Origin of the sequence: Bradyrhizobium guangzhouense, assembly GCF_004114955.1 — a bacterium.
GTDB classification, from domain to species: domain Bacteria; phylum Pseudomonadota; class Alphaproteobacteria; order Rhizobiales; family Xanthobacteraceae; genus Bradyrhizobium; species Bradyrhizobium guangzhouense.
Window position 1 is genome coordinate 6,911,536 of sequence record NZ_CP030053.1, and the last position, 22,560, is coordinate 6,934,095.

General features: G+C 63.7%; 23 protein-coding genes. 9 read left to right on the plus strand and 14 right to left on the minus strand.

Going from position 1 to position 22,560, the window contains the following annotated elements; genetic code table 11:
• Positions 1-34: 34 nt before the first annotated feature.
• The gene (locus XH91_RS32945; protein WP_128954470.1) at positions 35-835 is read left to right on the plus strand and encodes an SDR family oxidoreductase; all 801 of its coding nucleotides are present in this window, start codon (positions 35-37) and stop codon (positions 833-835) included.
• Positions 836-1,017: 182 nt separating this feature from the next.
• Here the strand turns inward: XH91_RS32945 and boxB are convergent, their stop codons facing one another.
• The 5 genes from boxB to XH91_RS32970 all read right to left on the minus strand — a co-directional run bounded on the left by boxB (position 1,018) and on the right by XH91_RS32970 (position 7,247).
• Positions 1,018-2,469 (minus strand): benzoyl-CoA 2,3-epoxidase subunit BoxB, encoded by a 1,452-nt coding sequence (gene boxB, locus XH91_RS32950; RefSeq protein ID WP_128954471.1) that lies wholly within the window; start codon positions 2,467-2,469, stop codon positions 1,018-1,020.
• Positions 2,470-2,482: 13 nt separating this feature from the next.
• Positions 2,483-4,171 carry a 2,3-epoxybenzoyl-CoA dihydrolase gene (gene boxC / locus XH91_RS32955; RefSeq protein WP_128954472.1) on the minus strand — a complete coding sequence of 563 codons (1,689 nt, stop codon included), beginning with the start codon at positions 4,169-4,171 and terminating at the stop codon, positions 2,483-2,485.
• 111 nt (positions 4,172-4,282) lie between these two features.
• Positions 4,283-4,807 carry a DUF309 domain-containing protein gene (locus XH91_RS32960; protein WP_128954473.1) on the minus strand — a complete coding sequence of 175 codons (525 nt, stop codon included), beginning with the start codon at positions 4,805-4,807 and terminating at the stop codon, positions 4,283-4,285.
• 18 nt (positions 4,808-4,825) lie between these two features.
• Positions 4,826-5,644 (minus strand): alpha/beta fold hydrolase, encoded by an 819-nt coding sequence (locus XH91_RS32965; protein ID WP_128954474.1) that lies wholly within the window; start codon positions 5,642-5,644, stop codon positions 4,826-4,828.
• Positions 5,645-5,705: 61 nt separating this feature from the next.
• Positions 5,706-7,247: a benzoate-CoA ligase family protein gene (locus XH91_RS32970; protein WP_128954475.1), complete on the minus strand. Its 1,542-nt coding sequence runs from the start codon at positions 7,245-7,247 to the stop codon at positions 5,706-5,708.
• 121 nt (positions 7,248-7,368) lie between these two features.
• On the opposite strand from XH91_RS32970, the gene XH91_RS32975 reads away from it, so the two are divergent.
• Together XH91_RS32975 and XH91_RS32980 are read left to right on the plus strand one after the other, a co-directional pair.
• Positions 7,369-8,277, plus strand: coding sequence for a helix-turn-helix transcriptional regulator (locus XH91_RS32975; RefSeq protein ID WP_128954476.1), 909 nt, complete (start codon positions 7,369-7,371; stop codon positions 8,275-8,277).
• Positions 8,278-8,417: 140 nt separating this feature from the next.
• A complete protein-coding gene (locus XH91_RS32980) occupies positions 8,418-8,813 on the plus strand; it encodes a group II truncated hemoglobin (protein ID WP_128954477.1) in 396 nt (131 codons plus the stop codon).
• Positions 8,814-8,850: 37 nt separating this feature from the next.
• On the opposite strand, the gene XH91_RS32985 is transcribed toward XH91_RS32980, so the two are convergent.
• Together XH91_RS32985 and XH91_RS32990 are read right to left on the minus strand one after the other, a co-directional pair.
• A complete protein-coding gene (locus XH91_RS32985; protein ID WP_128954478.1) occupies positions 8,851-9,183 on the minus strand; it encodes a PRC-barrel domain-containing protein in 333 nt (110 codons plus the stop codon).
• A gap of 167 nt (positions 9,184-9,350) precedes the next feature.
• Positions 9,351-10,136, minus strand: a complete 786-nt coding sequence (locus XH91_RS32990; RefSeq protein ID WP_128955068.1) for an IclR family transcriptional regulator domain-containing protein — start codon at positions 10,134-10,136, stop codon at positions 9,351-9,353.
• 114 nt (positions 10,137-10,250) lie between these two features.
• On the opposite strand from XH91_RS32990, the gene XH91_RS32995 reads away from it, so the two are divergent.
• Both XH91_RS32995 and XH91_RS33000 read left to right on the plus strand, forming a co-directional pair.
• Positions 10,251-11,609, plus strand: coding sequence for an aromatic ring-hydroxylating dioxygenase subunit alpha (locus tag XH91_RS32995; protein ID WP_128954479.1), 1,359 nt, complete (start codon positions 10,251-10,253; stop codon positions 11,607-11,609).
• Between the two features lie 175 nt (positions 11,610-11,784).
• A complete protein-coding gene (locus XH91_RS33000) occupies positions 11,785-13,221 on the plus strand; it encodes a glutamine synthetase family protein (protein ID WP_128954480.1) in 1,437 nt (478 codons plus the stop codon).
• A gap of 145 nt (positions 13,222-13,366) precedes the next feature.
• On the opposite strand, the gene XH91_RS33005 is transcribed toward XH91_RS33000, so the two are convergent.
• The 7 genes from XH91_RS33005 to XH91_RS33035 form a co-directional block, all read right to left on the minus strand.
• Positions 13,367-14,080: an ABC transporter ATP-binding protein gene (locus XH91_RS33005; protein ID WP_128954481.1), complete on the minus strand. Its 714-nt coding sequence runs from the start codon at positions 14,078-14,080 to the stop codon at positions 13,367-13,369.
• Positions 14,073-14,840: an ABC transporter ATP-binding protein gene (locus tag XH91_RS33010; RefSeq protein ID WP_128954482.1), complete on the minus strand. Its 768-nt coding sequence runs from the start codon at positions 14,838-14,840 to the stop codon at positions 14,073-14,075. Before XH91_RS33010 ends, XH91_RS33005 begins: the two co-directional genes overlap by 8 nt.
• On the minus strand, positions 14,833-15,777 hold the full coding sequence (locus XH91_RS33015; protein ID WP_128954483.1) for a branched-chain amino acid ABC transporter permease: 945 nt from the start codon (positions 15,775-15,777) through the stop codon (positions 14,833-14,835). The genes XH91_RS33010 and XH91_RS33015 overlap by 8 nt, the downstream gene beginning before the upstream one ends.
• 13 nt (positions 15,778-15,790) lie before the next feature.
• Positions 15,791-16,708 carry a branched-chain amino acid ABC transporter permease gene (locus tag XH91_RS33020; protein WP_092251677.1) on the minus strand — a complete coding sequence of 306 codons (918 nt, stop codon included), beginning with the start codon at positions 16,706-16,708 and terminating at the stop codon, positions 15,791-15,793.
• A gap of 296 nt (positions 16,709-17,004) precedes the next feature.
• On the minus strand, positions 17,005-17,223 hold the full coding sequence (locus tag XH91_RS33025; protein ID WP_128954484.1) for a hypothetical protein: 219 nt from the start codon (positions 17,221-17,223) through the stop codon (positions 17,005-17,007).
• A gap of 1 nt (position 17,224) precedes the next feature.
• Complete coding sequence (locus tag XH91_RS33030) at positions 17,225-17,884, minus strand: acyl-homoserine-lactone synthase (RefSeq protein WP_164933546.1); 660 nt, start codon at positions 17,882-17,884, stop codon at positions 17,225-17,227.
• An 81-nt stretch (positions 17,885-17,965) separates the two neighbouring features.
• Positions 17,966-18,694, minus strand: a complete 729-nt coding sequence (locus tag XH91_RS33035) for a LuxR family transcriptional regulator (RefSeq protein ID WP_128954486.1) — start codon at positions 18,692-18,694, stop codon at positions 17,966-17,968.
• Between the two features lie 168 nt (positions 18,695-18,862).
• Between XH91_RS33035 and XH91_RS33040 the strand changes: the two genes are divergently transcribed.
• The 4 genes from XH91_RS33040 to XH91_RS33055 all read left to right on the plus strand — a co-directional run bounded on the left by XH91_RS33040 (position 18,863) and on the right by XH91_RS33055 (position 22,478).
• Positions 18,863-19,039, plus strand: a complete 177-nt coding sequence (locus tag XH91_RS33040) for a hypothetical protein (protein ID WP_128954487.1) — start codon at positions 18,863-18,865, stop codon at positions 19,037-19,039.
• Positions 19,040-19,286: 247 nt separating this feature from the next.
• Entirely contained in the window at positions 19,287-20,225 is a 939-nt protein-coding gene (locus tag XH91_RS33045) for a LysR family transcriptional regulator (protein ID WP_128954488.1), read from the plus strand.
• A gap of 188 nt (positions 20,226-20,413) precedes the next feature.
• Positions 20,414-21,292, plus strand: coding sequence for a shikimate dehydrogenase (locus tag XH91_RS33050; RefSeq protein WP_128954489.1), 879 nt, complete (start codon positions 20,414-20,416; stop codon positions 21,290-21,292).
• A gap of 55 nt (positions 21,293-21,347) precedes the next feature.
• The gene (locus XH91_RS33055; RefSeq protein ID WP_128954490.1) at positions 21,348-22,478 is read left to right on the plus strand and encodes an ABC transporter substrate-binding protein; all 1,131 of its coding nucleotides are present in this window, start codon (positions 21,348-21,350) and stop codon (positions 22,476-22,478) included.
• The last annotated feature ends 82 nt before the right edge of the window (positions 22,479-22,560 follow it).

Consider the following 22,560-nt stretch of genomic DNA (forward strand, 5'->3'; position numbering starts at 1 on the left):
TCGCCAACCCAAGGAAGGCGTCAAGGGAGGCACCATGTCGAACGATCTATTCTCGCTCAAAGGCCGTATCGCACTCGTGACCGGCGGCTCGCGCGGCATCGGCAAGATGATCGCGGCCGGCTTCCTCGGCGCAGGAGCTGCAAAGGTCTATATCACCGCGCGCAAGGCGGGCCCCTGCGAAGCCACTGCGAAAGAGCTCTCGGCGCGATATGACGGCGAATGCATCGCGCTGCCGATCGACATCTCGACCGTCGAAGGCTGCAACAAGCTCGCAGCCGAGATCATCAAGCTCGAGCCGAAGCTCGACATTCTCGTCAACAATGCCGGCGCGGCCTGGGGCGCGGAGTTCGACGAATTCCCCGAGAGCGGCTGGGACAAGGTGATGGACCTCAACGTCAAGTCGCTGTTCTTCCTGACCAAGGCACTGGCCAAGCCGCTCCGCGCGGCGGCCTCGCACGAGCGCCCGGCGAAGGTGATCAACATCGCCTCCGTCGACGGCATCTTCGTCAATCCGGGCGAGACCTATTCCTACGCGGCCAGCAAGGCTGCCGTGATCCATCTGACCCGGCGCATGGCGACGAAGCTGATCAAGGACAACATCAACGTCACCGCGATCGCGCCGGGTGCGTTCAAGTCCGACATGAACCGCGCCGCGCGCGATCACTCTGATGAGGTCGCAAAACGCATTCCGTCGCGGCGCATCGGCAGCGACGAGGACATGGCGGGCGTTGCGATCTATCTCGCCTCGCGTGCGGGCGATTACGTGGTCGGCAACACCATCGCGGTGGACGGCGGTGTGGTGTACGCGAATGCGGGGCTGGAGATCGCGGGGTAGAGGGCGCGGCCGCGCATAGTTCTCACCACGCACTCGCTGTCATGCTCCGGCTCGACCGGGGCATCCAGTACGCCGCGGCCTCTCGGCTCTATTACAACCGTCTCTGGAATACTGGATCGCCCGGTCAAGCCGGGCGATGACAGTGACTGTGTGGCGCGGCCGTCGCGTCTCGCTCGCAGACCTTACGTCTCGATCTTCACGTACTCGAAATCGCCGGGCTTGTTGTCGATGCCGACCTTCGGCGGCGAAATCCACGACGCGAACTTGCCGGTTTCGGTGACGGGCTGCATCAGGGAGGTGATGAAATCACCGTCGGCGGTCGAGGGCAGCCAATCGTCCCTGCGTTTGGCCCAGGTGGCATCGTCGATCAGGATGCCGTCGGGCGTCGCGTGCACGTCCTTGAACTCGCCGATATGGCGGTGGAAGGCGACGTTCGGCAGCGTCAGCTTGAAATCGTAGCCGGCAGTCGAGATCACCTTGTTCCAGCGCAGCATGCCCTTGACGCAATCCTGGCTGTAATCGTCGCGCAGGCGCATGTTGAGCGCGGTCAGCGCCGGCTCGTCGACCAGCTTGATCTCACCGTTGATCAGCTTGAGCACCGGATAGGTCGAATTCTTGAGCTGGTGATCGTCGTCGATCTGGGTCTCGTGATAGCGGCCCTTGATGCCGGTGTTGAAGGCGTTGGCCGCGTTGGTCGAGACTTCCGAGCCAAACAGATCAAGCGACAGCGTGTAGTGCAGGTTCAGCTTCTTCTGGATGGTCGGCAGATCGATCACGCCGAGCGCGCGGACCTTGGCGATGTCGGTGGGATCGGTGATGCCGGCATCGCGCATCGCGTCACACGTGCGCTGCACGACGCGGGTAATGCCGGTCTCGCCGACGAACATATGGTGCGCTTCCTCGGTCAGCATGAAGCGGCAGGTACGCGACAGCGGATCGAAGCCCGATTGCGCCAGCGAGTGCAGCTGCATCTTGCCGTCGCGATCGGTGAAATAGGTGAACATGAAGAAGGACAGCCAGTCCGGTGTCGCCTCGTTGAAGGCCCCCAGCATGCGCGGTGCGTCGGCATCGCCGGAACGGCGGCGGAGCAAATCGTCAGCTTCTTCACGGCCGTCGCGGCCAAAATACTTTTGCAGCAGATAGACCATCGCCCAGAGGTGACGGCCTTCCTCGACGTTGACCTGGAACAGGTTGCGCATGTCGTAGAGCGAGGGCGCGGTCTTGCCGAGATGGCGCTGCTGCTCGACCGAGGCCGGCTCGGTGTCGCCCTGGATCACGATCAGGCGGCGCAGCATGGCGCGGTATTCACCCGGCACTTCCTGCCAGGCCGGCTCGCCGTAATGCTCGCCGAACGGCACGACGCGGTTCTCTTCCTGCGGGGCCAGCAGAATGCCCCAGCGATATTCGGGCATGCGGACGTAATCGAACTTGGCCCAGCCACGCGGATCGACGGAATAAGCGGTGCGCAAGTACACCAGCGATTCCTGGAAGCCCTCGGGGCCCATGTCGCTCCACCAATCCATGTAGCCGGGATGCCAGCCCTCCAGCGCCTTCAGCACCTGGCGGTCTTCGGCCAAATTCACGTTGTTCGGAATCTTGGTCGAGTAGTCGACGTTCATGATGTTCATGTTCATGGCCGTGCTCTCCTTAAACCCGCGTCATATCGAATTTCGGCTTCTGGCCGCTGCCATAGCGGCGCAGTGCGCCTTCCTCGCCGACGGCGTTGGGGCGCTGGAAGATCCAGTTCTGCCAGGCGGTGAGGCGCGCGAAGATCTTTGATTCCATGGTCTCGGGGCCGACGAAGCGCAGGCTCGCTTCCATGCCGGTGAGGCTGTCGGGCGAGAAGCTGGCACGCTCCTCCAGGAACACGCGAACCTCGTCGTCCCAATCGATGTCGTCGAGCGCGAAGGTGACGAGGCCGAGCTCCTCGGCCTGCTCGGCGTCGAGCGCGGTGCCGAGCGTGGCTTCGGCGCGCTCGACATCGGCCGGATCGGCCTGGAAGCGCGACTCCAGCCGCGTCAGGCCATGGCTCATCGGATAGGGGCCGAAATTCATTGCCGACAATTCGATCGACGGCGGCGGCTGATTGTCACCCTGGCGGGTGCCGATCAGCATGTAGGAACGGTCGGCGGCGAAGACGAGCTCGGCGAGCGTGCCGGCAAAGCAGGAGCCGGGCTCGACCAGCGTCACCAGCGTGCGCGAGGTGACGTCGATGCGCTTGAGCACGCGCTTCCAATAGTGCCTGATCTCGTTGACCAGCCAATGCGCCTTGTTGGCTTCGAGGAAGGCGTCGCTGGCGAGCACATGGGCGCGGTCGCCATGGCTCTTGAAGACGAGCATCGCGATCTCGAGCTCGTTGATGCGCAGGTGCAGGATGGCATCGTCGAGTTCGCGCGCCACCTGCAACGGCCAGAACGACGCTCCTTGCGCCATCATGCCGTCGATGTCGGCCGGCGGAGCCGCCTCAGGCGCCTTGATCGAGATGGTGGCGATGCGCGCGGCGCGATCGATATCGACGGTGACGAAGCCGTAGCGAATGCTGGTCTCGTCGATCACGCGCTTGAGCGGAGAGAGCGTGATGCCCTTGCCGCTGCCGGCGCGCTTCGACTTTCCGGCGAACTCCTTGGCACGCTCGACGATCCTGCCTTCCAGCTTGGAGTTCGGCGCGATCTCGTCGACCAGGCGCCACTGCACGGCGCGCTTGCCTTTCACGCCCTCCTCGATGGTGCAGAAGAAGTCGGCGTGGTCGCGGCGCACCTTGCGCTTGTCGACGACTCGGGTGAGCCCGCCGGTGCCCGGCAGCACCGCAAGCAGCGGCACTTCCGGCAGCGCGACGGCGGAGGCGCCATCGTCGGCGAGGATGATGTGGTCGGTCGCGAGCGCCAACTCGTAGCCGCCGCCGGCGGCCGAGCCGTTCACCACGGTGATGAAGCGCTGGCCGGAATTCTCGGAGGAATCTTCCATGCCGTTGCGGGTCTCGTTGGTGAACTTGCAGAAGTTCACCTTGTGCGCATGGGTCGAGCCCGCGAGCATGCGAATGTTGGCGCCGGCGCAGAACACGCGGTTCTTGGCCGAGCGCATCACCACGACCTTCACTTCAGGATGCTCGAAGCGCAGCCGCTGCACCGCGTCCGCCAGCTCGATGTCGACGCCGAGATCGTAGGAATTGAGCTTGAGCAGATAGCCCTCGAACAGGCCGCCATTCTCGTCGACGTCCATGGTGAGCGTCGCGACGTCACCGTCGACCGCAAGCTTCCAATGCTTGTAGCGGGACGGTTCGGTCTGGAAATCGATGAATGTCGCGCCGCCTGCGAGGCGCCGATCTTCGCCGGCCATGGGCCACCCCTGAGCTTGTCTTGGTTCTACCGTTAGATGCACAATAGTGCATATTCAGGAGCGCGTCTAGCCCTCGTTGGTCAACATATGCACTTTGCTTCATGAAAGTGTCTACGATCGCACGATAGCGCCGAGTGCGATCCAGTCGGCCTTGGTCAGCTGGGTCCGGCCGAGCTTGGCCTGGAGCAGCGCCGTCAGCGCCGGCACTGGAAAGCTCTCGACAAAGCCATCGCCGCTAGAGGACACCTTGCGCGCGCTCAGCGCCCGCAACTCGGTCAGCGCCTCGCCGAACAGCCTCGTAGCCGAATGCGCCTTCTGCATGCGCAGCCTCAAGTTCGCGTTGGCGACGTGGACGCAGGCCCGCAGCAAAATACGCTCGCGGCCGCCTTGCGGGGCCGCGGCCCACAGCGCCTCCAGCACCTCCTGCGATTCCCAGAAATAGCCGCGGTCGTTCAATGCGAGCCCATAGCGCAGCGCCGGATGGCGTGCCGGCACGTAGCCGCGGAAGGCCGGAGGCACCAGCGCCTTGGCCAGATCAAGCGTCTCGTAATCCGCATCGCCCGCGCCGGCTTCGCCCGGCAAATGGGCCCATCGCGGCCATGGCAGCGGGCCACTCGCATGTGAAGGCACATTCATGGATGTGCCCCCGCATGGTCATGCCGCGTGTCCCCGGAGTCCCTGATCGTCGCGCAGGGCCGCTCTTGCAAATTGCTCAATCGCGTCAAGCGTCACCCCTGGCGCTTCACGATGCGGGGAATGGCCCGCGTCTGAAATAATTTTTGGATCTACCGGACAATAGCACTCTTCCTGCGCGATTTCGACCTGCCGCAGGGTCCCATATTGATCGTCGCTTCCCTGCACGACGAGGACGGGAACGCGGACATAGGCCAGATATTCCGAGATGTCCCAGTCGCGGAATTTCGGGTCGAGCCAAGCGCCGTTCCAGCCATAGAAGGCGTTGTCGACGTCCTTGTGCCAGCGCGCGAGCTTTGCCCTGAGGTCAGTGGTCTCATAGGTGGCCTTGATCGCGGCAATGGATATCACCGAGACGTCCTCGACGATGAAATGCGGCGCGATCAGCGCGATGCCTTGCAGGCGATGATCCTGGTGTGAACCGGCATAGATCGCCGCGATCGAGCCGCCGTCGGAATGGCCGAGCAAGAGGCCGCGGCTGAAGGGGATCGCGTCGAGCACCTTCGGCAGCACGTCCAGCGCCTCGCGGTGCATGTAATCGAGCGGCCGCGGCAATGCGACCGGGCTCGACTGTCCGTAGCCCGCGCGCGAATAGGCGAAGATACCGGCTCCGGTCGCCTGCTGAAGCTTTTGCGGGAAATCGCCCCAGAGTCCGACGGAGCCGAGGCCTTCATGCAGCATGACGATGGTGGGTGCGTCGGCGACCTGTGGCGCCAGCCAGGCGTATTCGAGGCTGGCGCTGCCGATGCTGAGGAAGCCGTTGGCGGCGAGTTTGGTCATTTCTGCGCTCTTCTCTCTCCGTCATCATGCCCGGGCTTGACCCGGCCACGACGACTCATTGCTAGTTCGCACCTTCCCGCAACTTGAACCGCTGGATCTTTCCCGTCGCAGTCTTCGGCAGCGAGTCCACCACGTCGATCCAGCGCGGATATTTCCACGGGCCGATCTTCTGCTTGACGTGCTCCTTCAGCATCTCCTGCAAATGCGTCGTCTGTGCGCCCGGGCGCAGCACGACGAAGGCCTTCGGCTTCAACAGGCCTTCGGGATCGGCTTCGGGCACGACGGCGGCGTCCAGCACCGCGGGATGCGTGATCAGTGCGCTCTCGACCTCGAAAGGCGAGACCCAGATGCCGGAGACCTTGAACATGTCGTCGGCACGACCACAGAAGGTGTAGCGGCCCTCGGCATCGCGGACATATTTGTCGCCGGTGCGCGTCCATGGGCCTTCAAAAGTGCGTCGGCTTTTGTGACGCTGATTCCAATAGCCCTCGCCGGCGGAGGGCGCATCGACCAGGAGCTCGCCGACCTCGCCGTCGGCGACATCTTGACCAGCCTCATTGACCAGCCGCACCGCATAGCCCGGCACCGGCTTGCCCGAAGAGCCGTATTTGATGTCGCCGGGCGCATTCGACAGAAAGATGTGCAACAGCTCGGTCGAGCCGACGCCATCGAGAATGTCGACACCGAAGCGCGATTTCCAACTGTTGCCGACGGACTCCGGCAGCGCCTCGCCGGCCGAAGTGCAGATGCGCAGAGCCTTGCCGCCGCGCTCGCTCTTCATGGTCTCGTCGTTCAGCATCGCCGCGAACAAGGTCGGCACACCATAGAAGATCGACGGATTGAACCTGTTCATCAGGTCGAACATGCGCGCCGGCGTCGGGCGCTCGCTGTTGAGGATCACGCTGGCGCCCACAGACATCGGGAAGGTCAGCGCGTTGCCGAGGCCATAGGCAAAGAACAATTTTGCCGCGGACAGGCAAACGTCGCCCTCGCGGATGCCGAGCACCTGCTTGGCGTAGGTGTCCGCGGTCGCCTGCAAATTCGAATGAATGTGACGCACACCCTTTGGCATGCCGGTCGAGCCGGACGAATAGAGCCAAAACGCGGGCTCGTCCGGATGCGTCGCGGCGGTGGTGAACTTGTCGCTCTCGCCTGCGATTTCTTCCGCGAGCTGCTTGTGGCCGTTTTGCTTGGCGCCGGAGACCACGACATGCTCGAGATCAGGCATGCGGCCGACCACGTCCTTGATGACAGGATAGAGCGCTTCGGACACGAACAACACGCGGGCGCGGCAATCGGCGAGGATGTAGGCGTATTGATCCGCGGTCAGCAGCGTGTTGAGCGGCACCGGCACGATGCCGGCGCGGATCGCGCCCAGAAACACGATCGGGAAATCGACCGTATCGAGCATGATCATCGCCACACGCTCCTCGCGGCGGACGCCGAGCCGGCGCATCATGTTGGCAGCACGGCGGGTCTGTTGCTGGAGCTCGCCATAGGTGAGCCGCGACACGGTATCGTCGAAGGCGAGCTTGCCTCCCCTGCCCTCCTCGACGTTTCGGTCGAGCAGCCAGGTCACCGCGTTGTAGGATCCCTCGCTCACGGTCGTCTCCCCGAATTTAGAATTATAATTCATAGAAAGACACTGCGACAGCTTGCTGTCAATGCTATCTGGCACTATGTTTCATTAAAGCGCGCCGCAGGACCTCCTGTAAAGAAGCCCCATGACCGACAGTCCCGACGCCGAATCCCGCTTTCTCGAACAGCTCGGCCAGCGCGTGCGCACCATGCGCGCGCTGCGCGGCATGTCGCGAAAAGTGCTCGCCAGGGTATCAGGAATTTCGGAGCGCTACATCGCGCAGCTCGAGAGCGGCAAGGGCAATGTGTCCATCGTTCTGTTGCGCCGCGTCTCCGATGCGATGGGCGCGCATCTCGAAGACCTGCTGCCCTCGGCCGATCCGACGCCGGACTGGCAGATGTTTCGCGACCTCCTGCGCAAGGCGACGCCGGCGCAGATTGCGCAAGCCAAAGACCTGCTCGCCGGGGGCAGCGCGTCAGCGCCGCGACGCGCGCCTTTCTGCGGCATCGCGCTGATTGGCTTGCGCGGAGCCGGCAAGTCCACGCTTGGGCGAATGCTGGCGAAGAAGATCGGCTGGAGTTTCGTCGAGCTCAACAAGGAGGTCGAGCAGCAGAACGGCCTCTCGGTCGCCGAGATCATCGCGCTCTACGGCCAGGAAGGTTTTAGGCGCATGGAGCAGGCGGCCCTCCAGCAGCTGCTTGCCCGCAACGAGCTGATGGTGCTGGCGACCGGCGGCGGCATCGTCTCCGAGCCTTTGACCTTCGACCAGATCCTGACGTCGTTCTACACGATCTGGCTGAAGGCCGAACCGGAAGAGCACATGGCGCGCGTGCGCCGCCAGGGCGATCTCCGCCCGATGGCTGATGATCGCTCCGCAATGGCGGAGCTGCGCAACATCCTGCTCAGCCGCGAGCCGCTGTATTCGCGCGCGGCGGCGGTGGTGGATACGGCGGGATTGTCGGTCGATGCGGCAGCGGCAAGACTGATCGATGCGGTGAGGCCGGTGCTGCAGAACGAAGCACGCAGCTTCGGGCTGCGCAGTGTGGCGCTGTAGACCTCGCGGCATCCAAATCCTCCCCTGTCGTCCCGGACAAGCGCGCCACAAGCGCGCGCAGATCCGGGACGACAGAGGAGTTTGTGGGTGCACCACAATGTCACTATATCAGCGCTGAGCGGCAATAATTGGGACCAGCAATGACCGATAGCGACGTCACCATCTCCATGTTCGAGCGCATCGGCGGCCGTGCAACGATCGACCTTCTGGTCGACCGCTTCTACGATCGTATGGACACGCTGCCGGAGGCGAAGGTGATCCGCACCATGCATGCGGACGATCTCGGTCTGATCAGGGACGTCCTGAAGCGCTATCTGACGGAATGGACCGGCGGCCCGAAGCTCTATACTCCCGAAAAGGGCCATCCGCGGCTGCGACAGCGGCATATCGGCTTTGCCATCGGCGATGCCGAGCGCGACGCGTGGCTGCTCTGCATGCGCGGCGCGATGGAGGAGACCGTCGCCGACCTCGCTGCACGGCAAGACCTCGACAAGGCGATATCGGGCCTTGCCGACTGGATGCGCAACCGGACGTGAGGCCGCTCACCGGGCGTGGCCGATACTTCGGACGCGGCTAGATCGACCAGTAATTCGGATGCTGGTAGGCCCGCGAGCGGTCGCCCCAGTCGAACTCCTCGCCATCGAACTCGCAGGGGCCGCTGGTCAGTTGCTCCGGCGTCAGCTCGACCTGGAAGGCCTGACGGCCCGTATCATATTTCAGTGCGCTCCACTGCACCGGGTAATGGTGATGCGTCCCGAGCAAGCCGCCGGTCTTGACCACGGCGTAGGCGACCGTTCCGCTCACCTTGTCGAGCATCAACCGCTCGATCGTGCCGAGCTTGGTGCCGTCACAGCCATAAACAGCGACGTGCTGCACGCGATCACTGGGAACCATGGTGTGTTGCATGGCGTGCTCCCTGGTCTTGGATGGCGCACATGATAGCACAGCGGCGCAATGCAGGGTGGGTTAGCGCCAGCGTAACCCACCTCTTTAGCTCCCGCGGTGCGAGAAGTGGTGGGTTACGCCGAGCGACTACGCTTCGCGCAGCCGCACGGCTAATCCACCCCACAAGCCTACAGCAATAGCGACCGCACCTCCTCCGCCCCATCGCGCAGCAGCGGCAGGAAGCGATCGATCAGTTCCTGCGCCGGCACGCGATCGACATGGGCGCCCATGTTGATGGCCGCGACGATCACACCGTCGTATCGGCGCACCGGCACCGAGATCGAGCGAAAATGCGGCTCGGCCTCGCGGTCGACCAGCGAATAGCCTTGCGCGCGGTCCGCGACGATGCGCGCCAGCAGCGCCTTGGGATCGGTCACCGTCCGCGGCGTCAGCGCCTCGCGTTTCGTCTTTGTCAGGCGCGCGAGCAGATCGGAATCGTCGAGCTGACTAAGCATGGCTCGGCCGACCGAGGTGCAGAAGGCCGGAAGCCGATAGCCGATCTCCAACCCGCCGGAGAACATCCGCGCCGGACTGCTGCGCGCGATGAACACGACGTCGTCGCCGTCGAGCACCGCGAGCGAGGAGATTTCGTTGGCCGCGGTCGCGACCCGATCGAGCATGGGTTGCACGACCGTAACGAGCTGGTTGGAACGCAAATACGACGCTGCCAGCGTCAGCACATGCGGGGTCAGCGAGAACAGCTTTCCGTCGCCGCCGACAAAGCCGCCACGCTGGAGCGTGAACAGCATGCGTCGCGCGGTGGCACGCGGCAGCTCGGCGGCACGGGCGAGATCGCTGAGGGTCATCGGACCTGTATTGGTGCCGAAACATTGCAGCAGCCGCAGACCGCGATCGAGGGCTTCGACGAAATCCGTCGCACGCTCGTCCGTCTCGCTCCGCTTCACCTTGGGCATCGGTTCCGGCTCATCTGCAAAATAGTGCTTGCTGCCGGTCCCAGGCATGTCATAATTCGCCCATTCGTTCAATAGGCGAACACAACGCACTCCGCAAATAAGGACGCGACCGCCATGATGAGCCAGGAGCAGAACGACCTGATCACCCGCACCGGGCCGAAGGCCCCCTGCGGCAAGCTGATGCGGAGCTACTGGCAACCGGCGGCGCTGGTCGACGAGCTCGAGGGCGAACGGCCGATCCGTCCCGTCAAACTGCTTGGCGAGAACCTAGTGTTGTTCCGCGACGAGCAGGGACGCTACGGCCTGATCGACCGCCACTGCGCGCATCGCGGCGCCGACCTCGCCTTCGGGCGGCTCGAACATGGCGGCCTGCGCTGCGCCTTCCATGGCTGGCTGTTCGACGCATCGGGGCAGTGCATCGAGACGCCGGCGGAGCCGAAGGATTCAAAGCTCTGCCAGAACATCCGCCAGCGCTCTTATCCCGTGGTGGAGAAGAGTGGCATCCTCTGGGCTTACCTTGGCGAAGGCGAGCCGCCGGCATTCCCTGAGATCGACTGCTTCGTCGCGCCCGGCACCCACACCTTTGCTTTCAAGGGTCACATGGCCTGCAACTGGCTGCAGGCGCTGGAGGTCGGCATCGATCCCGCGCACGCCTCCTATCTGCATCGCTTCTTCGAGGACGAGGACACATCGACCGCCTACGGCAAGCAGTTCCGCGGCGCGTCGGCCGGCTCGGACATGCCGATGACGAGAATCCTGCGCGAATACGATCGCCCGATCATCAATGTCGAGCATACCGAATATGGCCTTCGGCTGATCGCGCTGCGCGAGATCGACGAGGAGCGCACCCATGTGCGCGTCACCAACCAGCTGTTCCCGCACGGCTTCGTCATTCCCATGAGCACGGAGATGACGATCACGCAGTGGCACGTGCCTCTCGATGACGAGAACTGCTACTGGTACGCGATCTTCACCAGCTATTCGAACCCGGTCGACAAGAAAAAGATGCGTGACCAACGGCTCGAGCTCTATGAGCTGCCCGACTACATCTCGCGGAAGAACCGCAGCAACGATTACGGCTTCGATCCGCACGAGCAGCAGACCGCGACCTATACCGGCATGGGCACCGACATCAACGTACACGACCAGTGGGCGGTGGAGTCGATGGGCGCGATCCAGGACCGCACCAAGGAGCATCTCGGCTCGAGCGACAAGGCGATCGTGCAGTATCGCCGCCTGCTGCGGCAGGAGATCGAGAAGGTCGGCGGCGGCGAGAAGCCGATGCTGTTTTTGGACGAGGCCAGTGCGCGCAGCATCCAGGGCCCGGCGACGATGGACGGCATCGGGCCGACCCGCGGCTGGGAGACCTACTGGATGGAAGTCGACGTCAAGCGGCGCCGCGGCGCGCCGTGGACCGCGCCGGTGCCGAAGGAGATCGCGGATAACGTGCATCGGCTGACGGCGGCGGAATAACAATGCCATTCGCCGCCAACCGGAGCGAGTTGAGACGGCGTCTCCACAAATTCTACCGTCATGCCCCGCGAACGCGGGGCTACGCCGCGCCCCCTCGTGGACACGTCACCGCCTCTGGAATACTGGATCGCCCGGTCCAGCGGGCGATGACAGCGTGGATTGAAGGAGTAACCGAGTGACTTTCGTCGCGCGTCATGCGCTATGGTCGGATGAGCAGAAGGACGCCGCGGCGCGCATGCGGCGCATCGTCGAGGAGAGGAACCTCGAAGTCATCCGCCTTGCCTTCCCGGACCAGCACGGCATCTTGCGCGGCAAGACGATCATCGCATCCGAGGCGATCGCATCGCTGGAGAGCGGCTGCTCCATCACCACGACCATGCTTGCCAAGGACACCTCGCACCGCACGGTGTTTCCGGTGTTCACGTCAGGTGGCGGTTTCGGCATGAAGGAGATGGAGGGCGCGGCCGACGTGCTGATGGTCGCCGATCCCATCACGTTCCGTGTGCTGCCCTGGGCGCCGACGACGGGCTGGGTGCTGTGCGACCTTTATTTCCAGGACGGGCGCCCGGTGCCGTTCGCGACGCGCGGCCTCTATCGCAAGGTGCTCGACGAGCTCGGCCGCCGCGGCCATGATTTCGTGGCGGGGCTCGAGGTCGAATTTCACATCTTCAAACTCGATGATCCGCATATGCTTGCCGAAGACGCGGGCCAGCCGGGCACGCCGCCATCGGTGAGCCTGCTCTCTCACGGCTATCAATACCTCACCGAGCAGCGTTTCGATCAGATGGAGCCGGTGCTGGAGATCTTGCGGCGTGACATCGTCGCGCTCGGGCTGCCCTTGCGTTCCGTCGAGGTCGAGTTCGGGCCGAGCCAGTGCGAGTTCACCTTCGCTCCCAGAAAGGGCCTGGAGCCCGCCGACAACATGGTGCTGTTTCGCTCTGCCGTGAAGCAGATCGCGCGCCGCCATGGTTATCACGCCACCTTCATGTGCCGGCCGAAATTGCCGAACCTGTTCGCCAGCGGCTGGCACCTGCATCAATCGATCGTCTCGCGCGCAAGCGGCGAGAACCTGTTGATGCCCAACGAAGCCGGTCAGCCGCTCAGCGAGTTCGGCCGCTTCTATCTCGCCGGCCTGCTCGATCACGCCCGCGCCGCCACCGTGTTCACGACCCCGACCATCAACGGCTACAAGCGCTACCGTTCCTATTCGCTGGCGCCCGACCGTGCGATCTGGGGTCGCGACAACAGAGGCGTGATGATCCGCGTGCTCGGCGGCCCTGGCGATGCCGCAACGCGGCTGGAAAACCGCGTCGGCGAGCCCGCCGCCAATCCCTATCTCTACATGGCCGCGCAAATTCTCTCGGGCCTGGACGGCGTCGACCGCAAGCTCGATCCCGGTCCCTCGGCCGACACGCCTTACGAGACCAAGGCGCCGCTGCTGCCGAAGTCCCTGCGCGATGCGGTCTCGGCGCTGAAGGACGATCCGTTCTTCCGCGAAAAGTTCGGCGCGGAGTTCGTCGACTATTACTCCCACATCAAGAACGCCGAGATCGACCGCTTTCTGGCCGAGGTGACCGACTGGGAGCATCGCGAATATTTCGAGGTGTTCTGAGCTACGTCGTCGCCGGATTTGGTAGCGAGCTGTGCGTCTCTCCTCCGTCATTGCGAGGAGCTCTTGCGACGAAGCAATTCAGACTGCTTCCGCGGAAAGACTCTGGGTTGCTTCGCTGCGCTCGCAATGACGGGAGGGAGCGTGGCTAGATTCCCAAATATTTGTGCTGCAGATCCGGCTCGGCCATCAGTTCGTCCGACGTGCCGGACCAGACCGTCTTGCCGCGTTCGATGATGTAGTGGCGATCGCAGATGCGGGCGAGGTGGTCGACGTTCTTGTCGACGACCAGGATCGACTGGCCCCGGCTCTTCAGCATCGACAGGCAATGCCAGATCTCGTCACGGATCAGCGGTGCGAGGCCTTCGGTTGCTTCGTCCAGGATCAGGAGCTTTGGGTTGGTCATCAGCGCGCGGCCGATGGCCAGCATCTGCTGCTCACCGCCGGAGAGCTGGTTGCCCATGTTGGTGGCGCGCTCGGCAAGGCGCGGGAACAGCACGTAGATCGCGGCGAGCGTCCAGGGATTGGCACTGCCAAAGCGATCCGCGGCGGCCGCGACCAGATTTTCGCGGACGGTGAGGTTCGGAAAGATCTGGCGTCCCTCGGGGACCAGCCCGACGCCGAGCTTCGCGATCCGATAGGACGGCTGCGTCCGTACGTCGGTGCCTGCAAAGCGGATCGCGCCCGATCGCGCCGGCGTCAAGCCCATGATCGAGCGGATCGTGGTGGTCTTGCCCATGCCGTTGCGGCCCATCAGCGAGACCATTTCACCAGCCTTGATCGACAGCGACAGGCCGAACAGCACCTGAGAGAGGCCGTAGCAAGTCTCGATGCCGTCGACGTCGAGCAGCGTGTCAGCCATGATGCGTCACCACATGCGCCTCGCCGAGATAGGCGCGCTTGACATCCTCATTGGCACGGATCGCGTCGGGATCACCGGAGGCGATGACGCGGCCATAGACCAGCACCGAGATGCGGTCCGCAAGCGCGAACACTGCCGGCATGTCGTGCTCGACCAGCACGATCGAGACCTCTTTGCGCAGCTCCTGGAGCAACTTGACCATGCCCTGGGATTCGGTGACGCCAAGACCGGCCATGGGCTCGTCGAGCAACAACAATTTCGGCTTGCTGGCGAGTGCGACGGCCAGCTCGACCTGGCGCCGCTCGCCATGGCTCAGCTTCGACACCAGGACATCGGCGCGGTGGCCAAGTCCGACGCGGTCGAGCGCAGCATGCGCGGCATCGCGCAGGCCCTTCTCCTTGCGCGCATTGGCGAAGAAGCGGAACGAGGTGCCGGCGTGCGCCTGGGCCGCCAGCGCGACATTGTCGACCGCGGTGAAGTCGAGCAGCAGCGAGGTGATCTGGAACGAGCGTGCGAGGCCCAGCGCGCAGCGGCGATAGGCCGGCAAGTAAGTGATGTCGCGACCCGCCAGCGAGACGCTGCCGGCATGCGGCGCGAGATGCCCGGTGAGCTGGCTGATCAGCGTGGTCTTGCCGGCGCCATTCGGGCCGATGATGGCGTGCAGCTCTCCGCGCGCGACGTCGAGCGAGACGTGATCGGTGGCGACGATGCCGCCGAAGCGGCGCACCAGCCTTTCGACACGGAGCAGCGGTTCAGCCACGGCCGATCCTCCCGAGCAGGCCCATGATGCCGCCGCGGCCGAACAGCACGATCAACAGCAGCAGCGGGCCCATGATCAGCGCCCAATATTCGGTGATCTGCGACAGGAACTCTTCCAGCAGCAGATAGACCACCGCGCCGATGACGGGGCCGAACAGCGTGCCCATGCCCCCCAGGATCACCATTACCATGAGATCGCCGGAGCGGGTCCAGTACATCACGGCCGGGCTGACGAAATCGGTGTTGTTGGCGAGCAGCGCGCCGGCAAGGCCGCACATCGTCCCCGAGATCACGAAGCAGACCAGTTGATAACGCTTTGCCGGAAAGCCGATCGCCTGCATGCGCTGCTCGTTGGAGCGCAGGCCCTGCACGACGAGGCCGAAGCGCGAATTGACGATGCGCCAGATCAGGAAGATGACGCCGAACAGGCAGGCGAGACAAAGATAATAGAACTGCGCGCGGTCCGACAGGTTGATCAGGCCGGCGAAATCGCTGCGCTTGTAGACGGTGAGCCCATCGTCGCCGCCATAGCGCGCGAGGCCCGAGGCGACGTAGTAGGCCATCTGAGCGAAGGCCAGCGTGATCATGATGAAATAGACGCCGCGGGTGCGAAGCGAGAGCGCGCCGATCACCAGGGCGTAGATCGCGGACGCCGCAAGCGCGACCGGAAACTGGATGAAGCCGGAACCTACGCCTTCCTGCGCGAGCATACCGACGGCATAGCCACCGATGCCGAGATAGGCGGCGTGGCCAAAGCTCATCATGCCGCCAAACCCCATGATCAGGTTGAGGCTCGCGGCCGCCAGCGCCAGGATGACGATGCGCGTGAACAGCGTCAGGATGAAGATGTTGCCGGATACGGAGGAATAGAGCGGCAGCAGCACGAGGCCTGCCAGCATCAGGGCCGTTACGGCCTTGCTCACGCTCAACCCCTTCATCGACGCAAGCTCTTCATCTGCGATTGGCCGGAAACAGCCCCTCCGGCCGCACCACCAGCACGATCGCCATCAGGAGGTAGATCAGCATGGAGGACAGTGCAGGCGCGGCGGTGGAGGCTGCGGCGCCGCTCAGCACCTGCCGCAGCAGATTGGGCAGGAACGCACGGCCGAGCGTGTCGATCATGCCGACGAAGATCGCGGCGAGGAAGGCGCCGCGGATCGAGCCGATGCCGCCGATCACGATGATGACGAAGGCGAGGATCAGGATGTTCTCACCCATGCCGATCTGCACGGTGAGGATCGGCGCCTGCATCAGGCCGGCAAGGCCTGCGAGCGCCGCGCCCAGGCCGAACACCAGCGTGTAGAGCAGCTTGATGTTGATGCCGAGCGCGCCGATCATCTCGCGGTTGGAGGCGCCGGCCCGGATCAGCATGCCGATGCGGGTGCGCATCACGCCGAGATAGAGCAGCAGCGCCACCAGCAGCGCCACGATGATGATGGCGAGGCGGTAGGCAGGATAGTGAATGCCGGGCAGGATCGGCACCGGCACCGTGAGCCAGGCCGGCAGCGGCAGCGCAAGTCCCGCCGGTCCCCAGATCAGGCGCACGGCTTCGTTGAAAAACAGGATGAGGCCGAAGGTCGCGAGCACATGGTCGAGATGGTCACGCCCGTAAAGATGTCGCAGCGCGCTCATTTCCAGCACGATGCCGAGCACCAGCGTGGCGCCGAGCGCCAGCAGCGCGCCGAGCAGGAAACTGCCGGTCCATGCCGCGAAGGTCGCGGCGAAGTAGGCGCCCATCATGTAGAGCGAGCCGTGCGCGAGGTTGACGAGATCCATGATCCCGAACACCAGCGTCAGGCCGGCCGCGAGCAGGAACAGCAGCAGGCCGAACTGCAATCCGTTCAAGAACTGTTCGACGACGAGCAGCATCAAAACTCTTTCAGGCGCATCCAAACGCGCGCCGATGTTCGAACACGGTCGCCATCAGTGAAAGAGCTCCCCCTGCCTCTACAAGGCCGAAAAATGGGTAATGGCAGTATCGTTCCGAGGCAAGAGCGATTCCGCGCCAGACATGCACTTTGTTGCATGCCGGTGCATGTGACCTGAATCGGCCCGGCAATGAGAGTTGCCACGCAGGATGGGACAGCCTGCCGCACCTAAGCGACGCCCTCCCCCCGTTTCCAGGGAGAGGGCATGAAGCGAGGTCGGAATGGAGGAGGTGACGTCTAGTGCGACGTGACCTGGCGGGGAAGATCGTCCGGCACATTGAGTTCGCTATTGGCCGTCGAGGCCTCCAGCGCGGCCATCCGGAAAAGGTAGGCAAGCGTCGCCAACCCCGAATCTTCAGCCATCTGCGCGAGCTCGAGCGCCATGTCGGACATGTAGCCGAGATTCTCGTCCTTGGTTTGCGCCATGATCTGGCTATCTCGCATCATGTTCGACATTTCAGGCGCTCTTTCGTTGCGCGGCGGTGCGGCCGCAAAGGTTGGCATGGGCGATGCAATCGAGACGCGGTCCGTCCTGACGGACGACCGACGCAATGCCGATACGGTCATGCAGGGCATCGACCGTCTCCTGGCGAATGTCGATGGTCGCCGCCATGGTCCAGGCATCCTCCACCAGCGCGGGCAGGCCGAGCGGTGTCACGACGAAGCCGGCCTCATGGAAACGCGGCAGCCACCAGGTCTCCATGATCGCGCTGACCCGCGCGATTCCCTGGTCGAGACAGAACTCCTGCACCGCGGCCATCAGTTGCAGATTGAGTGCGCCATCGCGGCGATCACGAACGACGAAATAGCGCGACCACTCCCAGACCAGCGGATCCTCGGGCCAGCCGCGCACGGCCGCCAGATGCGGAAACACCTCGCCCATCATCGAGGGCTTGGTGGTCGGATAAAGCCGGTGGCCGCCGACGACGCGGCGCCCCTCCAGCGCGAGCAGATAGACGGTGTCCTCGTTGTCATAGGAATCGATCTCGCGACCATCCGGCCTGCGAAGCGTTTCCCAGTGCCGCTCCTCGACGAATATGTCGTGGCGCAGCCGGAAATGCTGCTCGAGTACGTCTTCGTATAGGTGGCGATTAACTGCGGAAATTGCGTGTATCATGAAAACCCCCATCCAGCCTCAATGGAGGTAGCCTCCGCGAAAAGGCGCGGAGTCGATATTGGGAAATTTCCCAGTACGCGCTTAAGGATTGATGATCTTGTGGCGAATCGCGAGTGCAACCGCATGCGTACGGTTGACGGCTCCAAGCTTGCGCGCGGCGGTTGCAAGATGCTCCTCCGCGGTGCGCTGCGTGATGTTGAGGATCTCGCCGATCTCCCACGCCGACTTGCCCTGCGAAGCCCAGGCGATCACCTCGCGCTCGCGCGGGGTCAGGCGCGCGCATCGGCTCGGCGCAGGATCGAGCAGACGTCGAATGTGGTCGAAGCCGTACATCGCCATCAGATGCAGAGCCGGCTTGCTGCGCGGATTGAGATCGAGATGGACTCCGCCGAGCGACACCGCGGCCTCGTAGCCGGTGAGGCCGTGGATGGGCACGATGAAGCCGCGCGACATTCGGAAATCGTTGGCGCGGTTCATCACCTCCGCCGCGTCAGGCTCGAGTTCGGCATCATACGGCGCTTCCGACCACTCGAAAGGGTTGAGCGATTGCCGGCACAGGCGCACCACAGGATCGACGCGATCGTAGTTGTTTTGCGTGTAGAGACTGAACCAGCCCGCGGGCCAGCGCTTGGCGAGCACCATCTGCGCGAATCGCTGATCGGGATTCGGCAATCCGGTCACGATAATGGTCTCGAAGCCGAAGCGACCGAACGCCGTTTCGAGTGCGTCCATGGCATCCGGGACCCTGTCATAGGCTCCCAGCCCCTCGATGAAGTCCAGCGCCTCGCGGCCATAATCAACGGCGGACATCGATGCGTTCCCTGACCCTCGCGCCCCCCGTATAACACGGCTTGGGGGACCGTCTCAATTCGCCCGCGCCCGTAATTCTCCGGTGTGGCATTGCTACCGGAGATCCAATCTACTTGTGGAGGAAGTGACCTCCAGTTACACCTAGGCGTCTAGAGCGGGAAAGCCACTATGGAAGACGAGAACATCGCGCTCAACAGCGTGCTCGGCCTGGAATTGAACCGCGTGTTTTTTGCCGTCCGCGATACGGCGAACAAGCAGAAGATCATCGAGTTCGCGCGTGACGTGCTGCAAAGCGAACGCGCGGAACGCCCCGGCAGCGTGTCGCCTGAGGGGCCGGCGAGCTAGAACGCAGCTGCAGCAAACGACGCCGGCGCAACGCAATGCGCGACGATGCCCTTCGGTTTGAGCGGGCCGATTTCAGGACATTCCGATAGCGAAATTCATCCGCTCGCATCGTCATGAACGAGCTCCGCGCGCCCTGGAGCAGAAAGCGGCCGCTTCGCCATTCACATTACCCGATATTTGACGCTGGATGATCTTGCATCGCTCGTGAGATGATCGCCGCCACGATCGTCTTTCGGATACCAAGACCATGATGACGTTGCGCCAGGTTGAAGTGATCCGTGCCGTGATGGTGACGGGCACCATTGGCGGCGCGGCCAAGCTGCTGAACGTATCGGCGCCGGGGATCAGCCGGCTGGTCAAATACACCGAGCGCTCGCTCGGCATCCGCTTCTTCCAGCGGCAGAACGGCCGCTATTTCCCGACCCCGGAAGCCGAGAACATCTTCGAGCAGATCAACGGCGTCTACAAGAAGGTCGACGACCTTTCCGAGATCATCTCCAAGATCGGCCGCGGCGGCTTGTCGGAACTGCGCATCGGCTCGGTGCCGAGCATCTCGCAAGTGATGGTGCCGCGCGCCATCGAGCGCGTCCGGCGCCGCTATCCGGATCTCGGCATCGACATCAACATCCTCAAGATCGAGGAAGCCATCGACTATCTGCTGCTCGGCCGCGGCGAGTGCGTGGCGATGAGCTACCGATTAGAGCATTCCGGGCTCGACTTCCTGCCGCTCGCCTCCGGCGAACTCTATTGCATCGTGCCATCAGGCCACGAACTCGCCGGCCGCAAGCAGGTGTCGGCGGCCGAGATCACCCGCTATCCGCTGATCGGCATCGATCCCAACGATCCCTACGGACGGATCATGGCCGAGATCTTTGCGCGCCATAAGCTCGACTACAACATCACCATCCGCGCGCGCTTCGGCACCACGGTCTGTGCGCTGGTCAAGGCGGGGCTCGGCATCGCCATCATCGACCAGTTCACGGTGGCTCATGGCGGCTATCCCGGCATCGAGCTCATCAAGATCACAGAGCCGACGCGGTTCGACACCTATATCGCGGTCAAGCGCGGCGCGCCGCTGTCGCTCCATGTCGAGTATTTCATCGAATCCCTGCGCGCCGAGATGCGCGCGGTCGAGTCGTCACGCGGCAACGGCAAGCCGGCGCCCGCGCGGCCGCGAAAAAAATAACATTATGTTAGGTTTAGGGGACGAAAGGGTAATTGTGTTAGGCAAGGGAATGACTATCGTCCCTCTTGGAATTGCGCGGATTTCCCCGCTAATGACCTGATATCAACGCGCCCCAAGAGACGACCGATAGACGATCGAGAGATCGATCGACAGACCATCAAGGGACGATCAAGAGACGATTGTGGATCATGTCTAGCCGCGGCCCTGCTGCCTCCAAAAAACTCCTGACCGGCCTGATCGGCGCGCCGATCGCTCATTCCGCCTCACCCGCCATGCATGAGCGCGCCGCCGAAGCGTTGGGCCTGCGCGGCCACTACCAGCTCATCGAGGTCGCCGGCGCGGATGCGACCGGGCTGAGAATGATGCTTGAGGGCGTGCGGCGGCTCGGCTTTGCCGGCGTCAACGTCACCTTCCCCTACAAGGAGGCGGTGGTGCCGCTGCTCGACGAGCTGGCATCGACGGCGGCCATTATGGCGGCGGTCAACACCGTCGTCGTCAGGAATAACAGGCTGATCGGCCACAACACCGACACCACAGGCTTTGCCCGCGCCGTCAAGCCGCTGCTGGCTCCTTCGGGAAATGCAGTGGCCGTGATCGGCACCGGCGGCGTCGGCAAGGCCATCGCGTTTGCGCTGGCGAGCCTGAAGGTGGCTGACCTGCGCATCTTCGACAGCGATCCCGCTCGGGCCGAAAAGCTCGCCGCGCTGCTGGCCAAGCATGGCGGCGCGCGGGTGGCCCGAAGCGTCGAGGACGCGCTTGATGGCGCAACCGGCCTCGTCAACGGCACACCGGTCGGCATGCTGCCGAACCGGGACACACCGGTTCCAGCCTCGCTGCTGCGCGAAAACCTGTGGGTCGCCGATGCCGTCTATTCGCCGCTGATCACGCCGCTTCTCGCCGCAGCGCGAGAGAAGGGTGCGCGGATCATGACGGGACGGGAGCTTGCGATTTACCAGGCCGCCGATGCCTTCGAATTGTTCACGGGCCTTGCCCCATCGACTGAAGTCATGGGAGAGGCTTTTGACGCCGTGATGGCCGCGCGCAGCGCCGCCTATCAGGCAGCTTGAGGCGAAGCGGCCGGATACAAGGCCGCTTGCAAAGATGAAACGGGAGGAGAGGACGATGAAATCGACGCTATTGGTGAGCGCGCTGCTCACTGCCATCACGACCACGGGCGCCTTCGCGCAGACGATCAAGCTTGCCGACGTCGCTGAACTTTCCGGGGGCGGCGCCACCGTCGGCACCAACTGGAAGAACGGCATCGACCTCGCGATCGAAGAGATCAATGCCAAGGGCGGCGTTCTCGGCCGCAAGCTCGAGGTCACCCACGCCGACTCGCAATCGAATCCGGGCGTAGCACGCGCACAGGTGCAGAAGGCGCTCGATGCCGAGCCCTATGTGCTGCTCGGCCCCGGCTATTCCGGCTCGGTGAAGGTCACAGCTCCGCTCGCCGCCGAAGCCGGCATCACCCAGATCATGGGCGGCGAAGCTGCCGAGCTGACGCAAGCGGGCAACAAGTTCCTGTTCCGCACCTCGTTCGGCCAGCAATCCTCGATGCCGAAGGTCGCAAAATACATTCACGACGACATGAAGGCGAAGACGGTCGCAGTGGTCTGGGTCAACAATGACTTCGGCAAGGGCGGGCGTGACGTCATCATCAAGGACCTCGAAGCGCGCGGCACCAAGGTTGTCGCCGATCTCTCCACCGAAGCGGGCCAGGCCGATTTCGCCGCCGACGTCGGCAAGATCAAGGCCGCCAATCCCGACGCCGTGTTCATCTACCTGAATGAAGAAGAAAGCGCGCGCATCCTGAAGGAGCTGAAGCGCCAGGGCGTCACCGCACCGCTGATGGGCGAGACCACGCTGATCGGCCAGAAGGTGATCGAACTCGCCGGCGATGCCGCCAACGGCGCGCGCGGCCATGTCGGCCTCACCACGGATGCGCCGGTCGACCTGATCAAGGGTTTTCGTGACCGCTTCTCGAAGAAGTACAATTACGTGCCTGACCATAACGGCCTGAAGGGCTACCTCGCCGTCTACATGGTGAAGGCCACCACCGAGAAGATGGGCAAGGTTGATCCCAAGGCGTTCGCCGACACGCTGCATGGCCTGACGATCAAAGCCTCCGAAGAGCCGGGCATTCTGATGGACGTCACCTTCGACCAGAACGGCGACATCGATCGGCAGAGCTTCCTGGTCGAGGTGGTCGACGGCAAGCAGGTGGTGAAGCAGGTCTTGCCGAAGCTGAAGTGAGGCTTTGCTCTCTCCCTCGCCCCCGCTCTTCGCGGGGAGAGGGTCGGGGTGAGGGGTGCTTCGGCAAAGACGGTGGGAGACG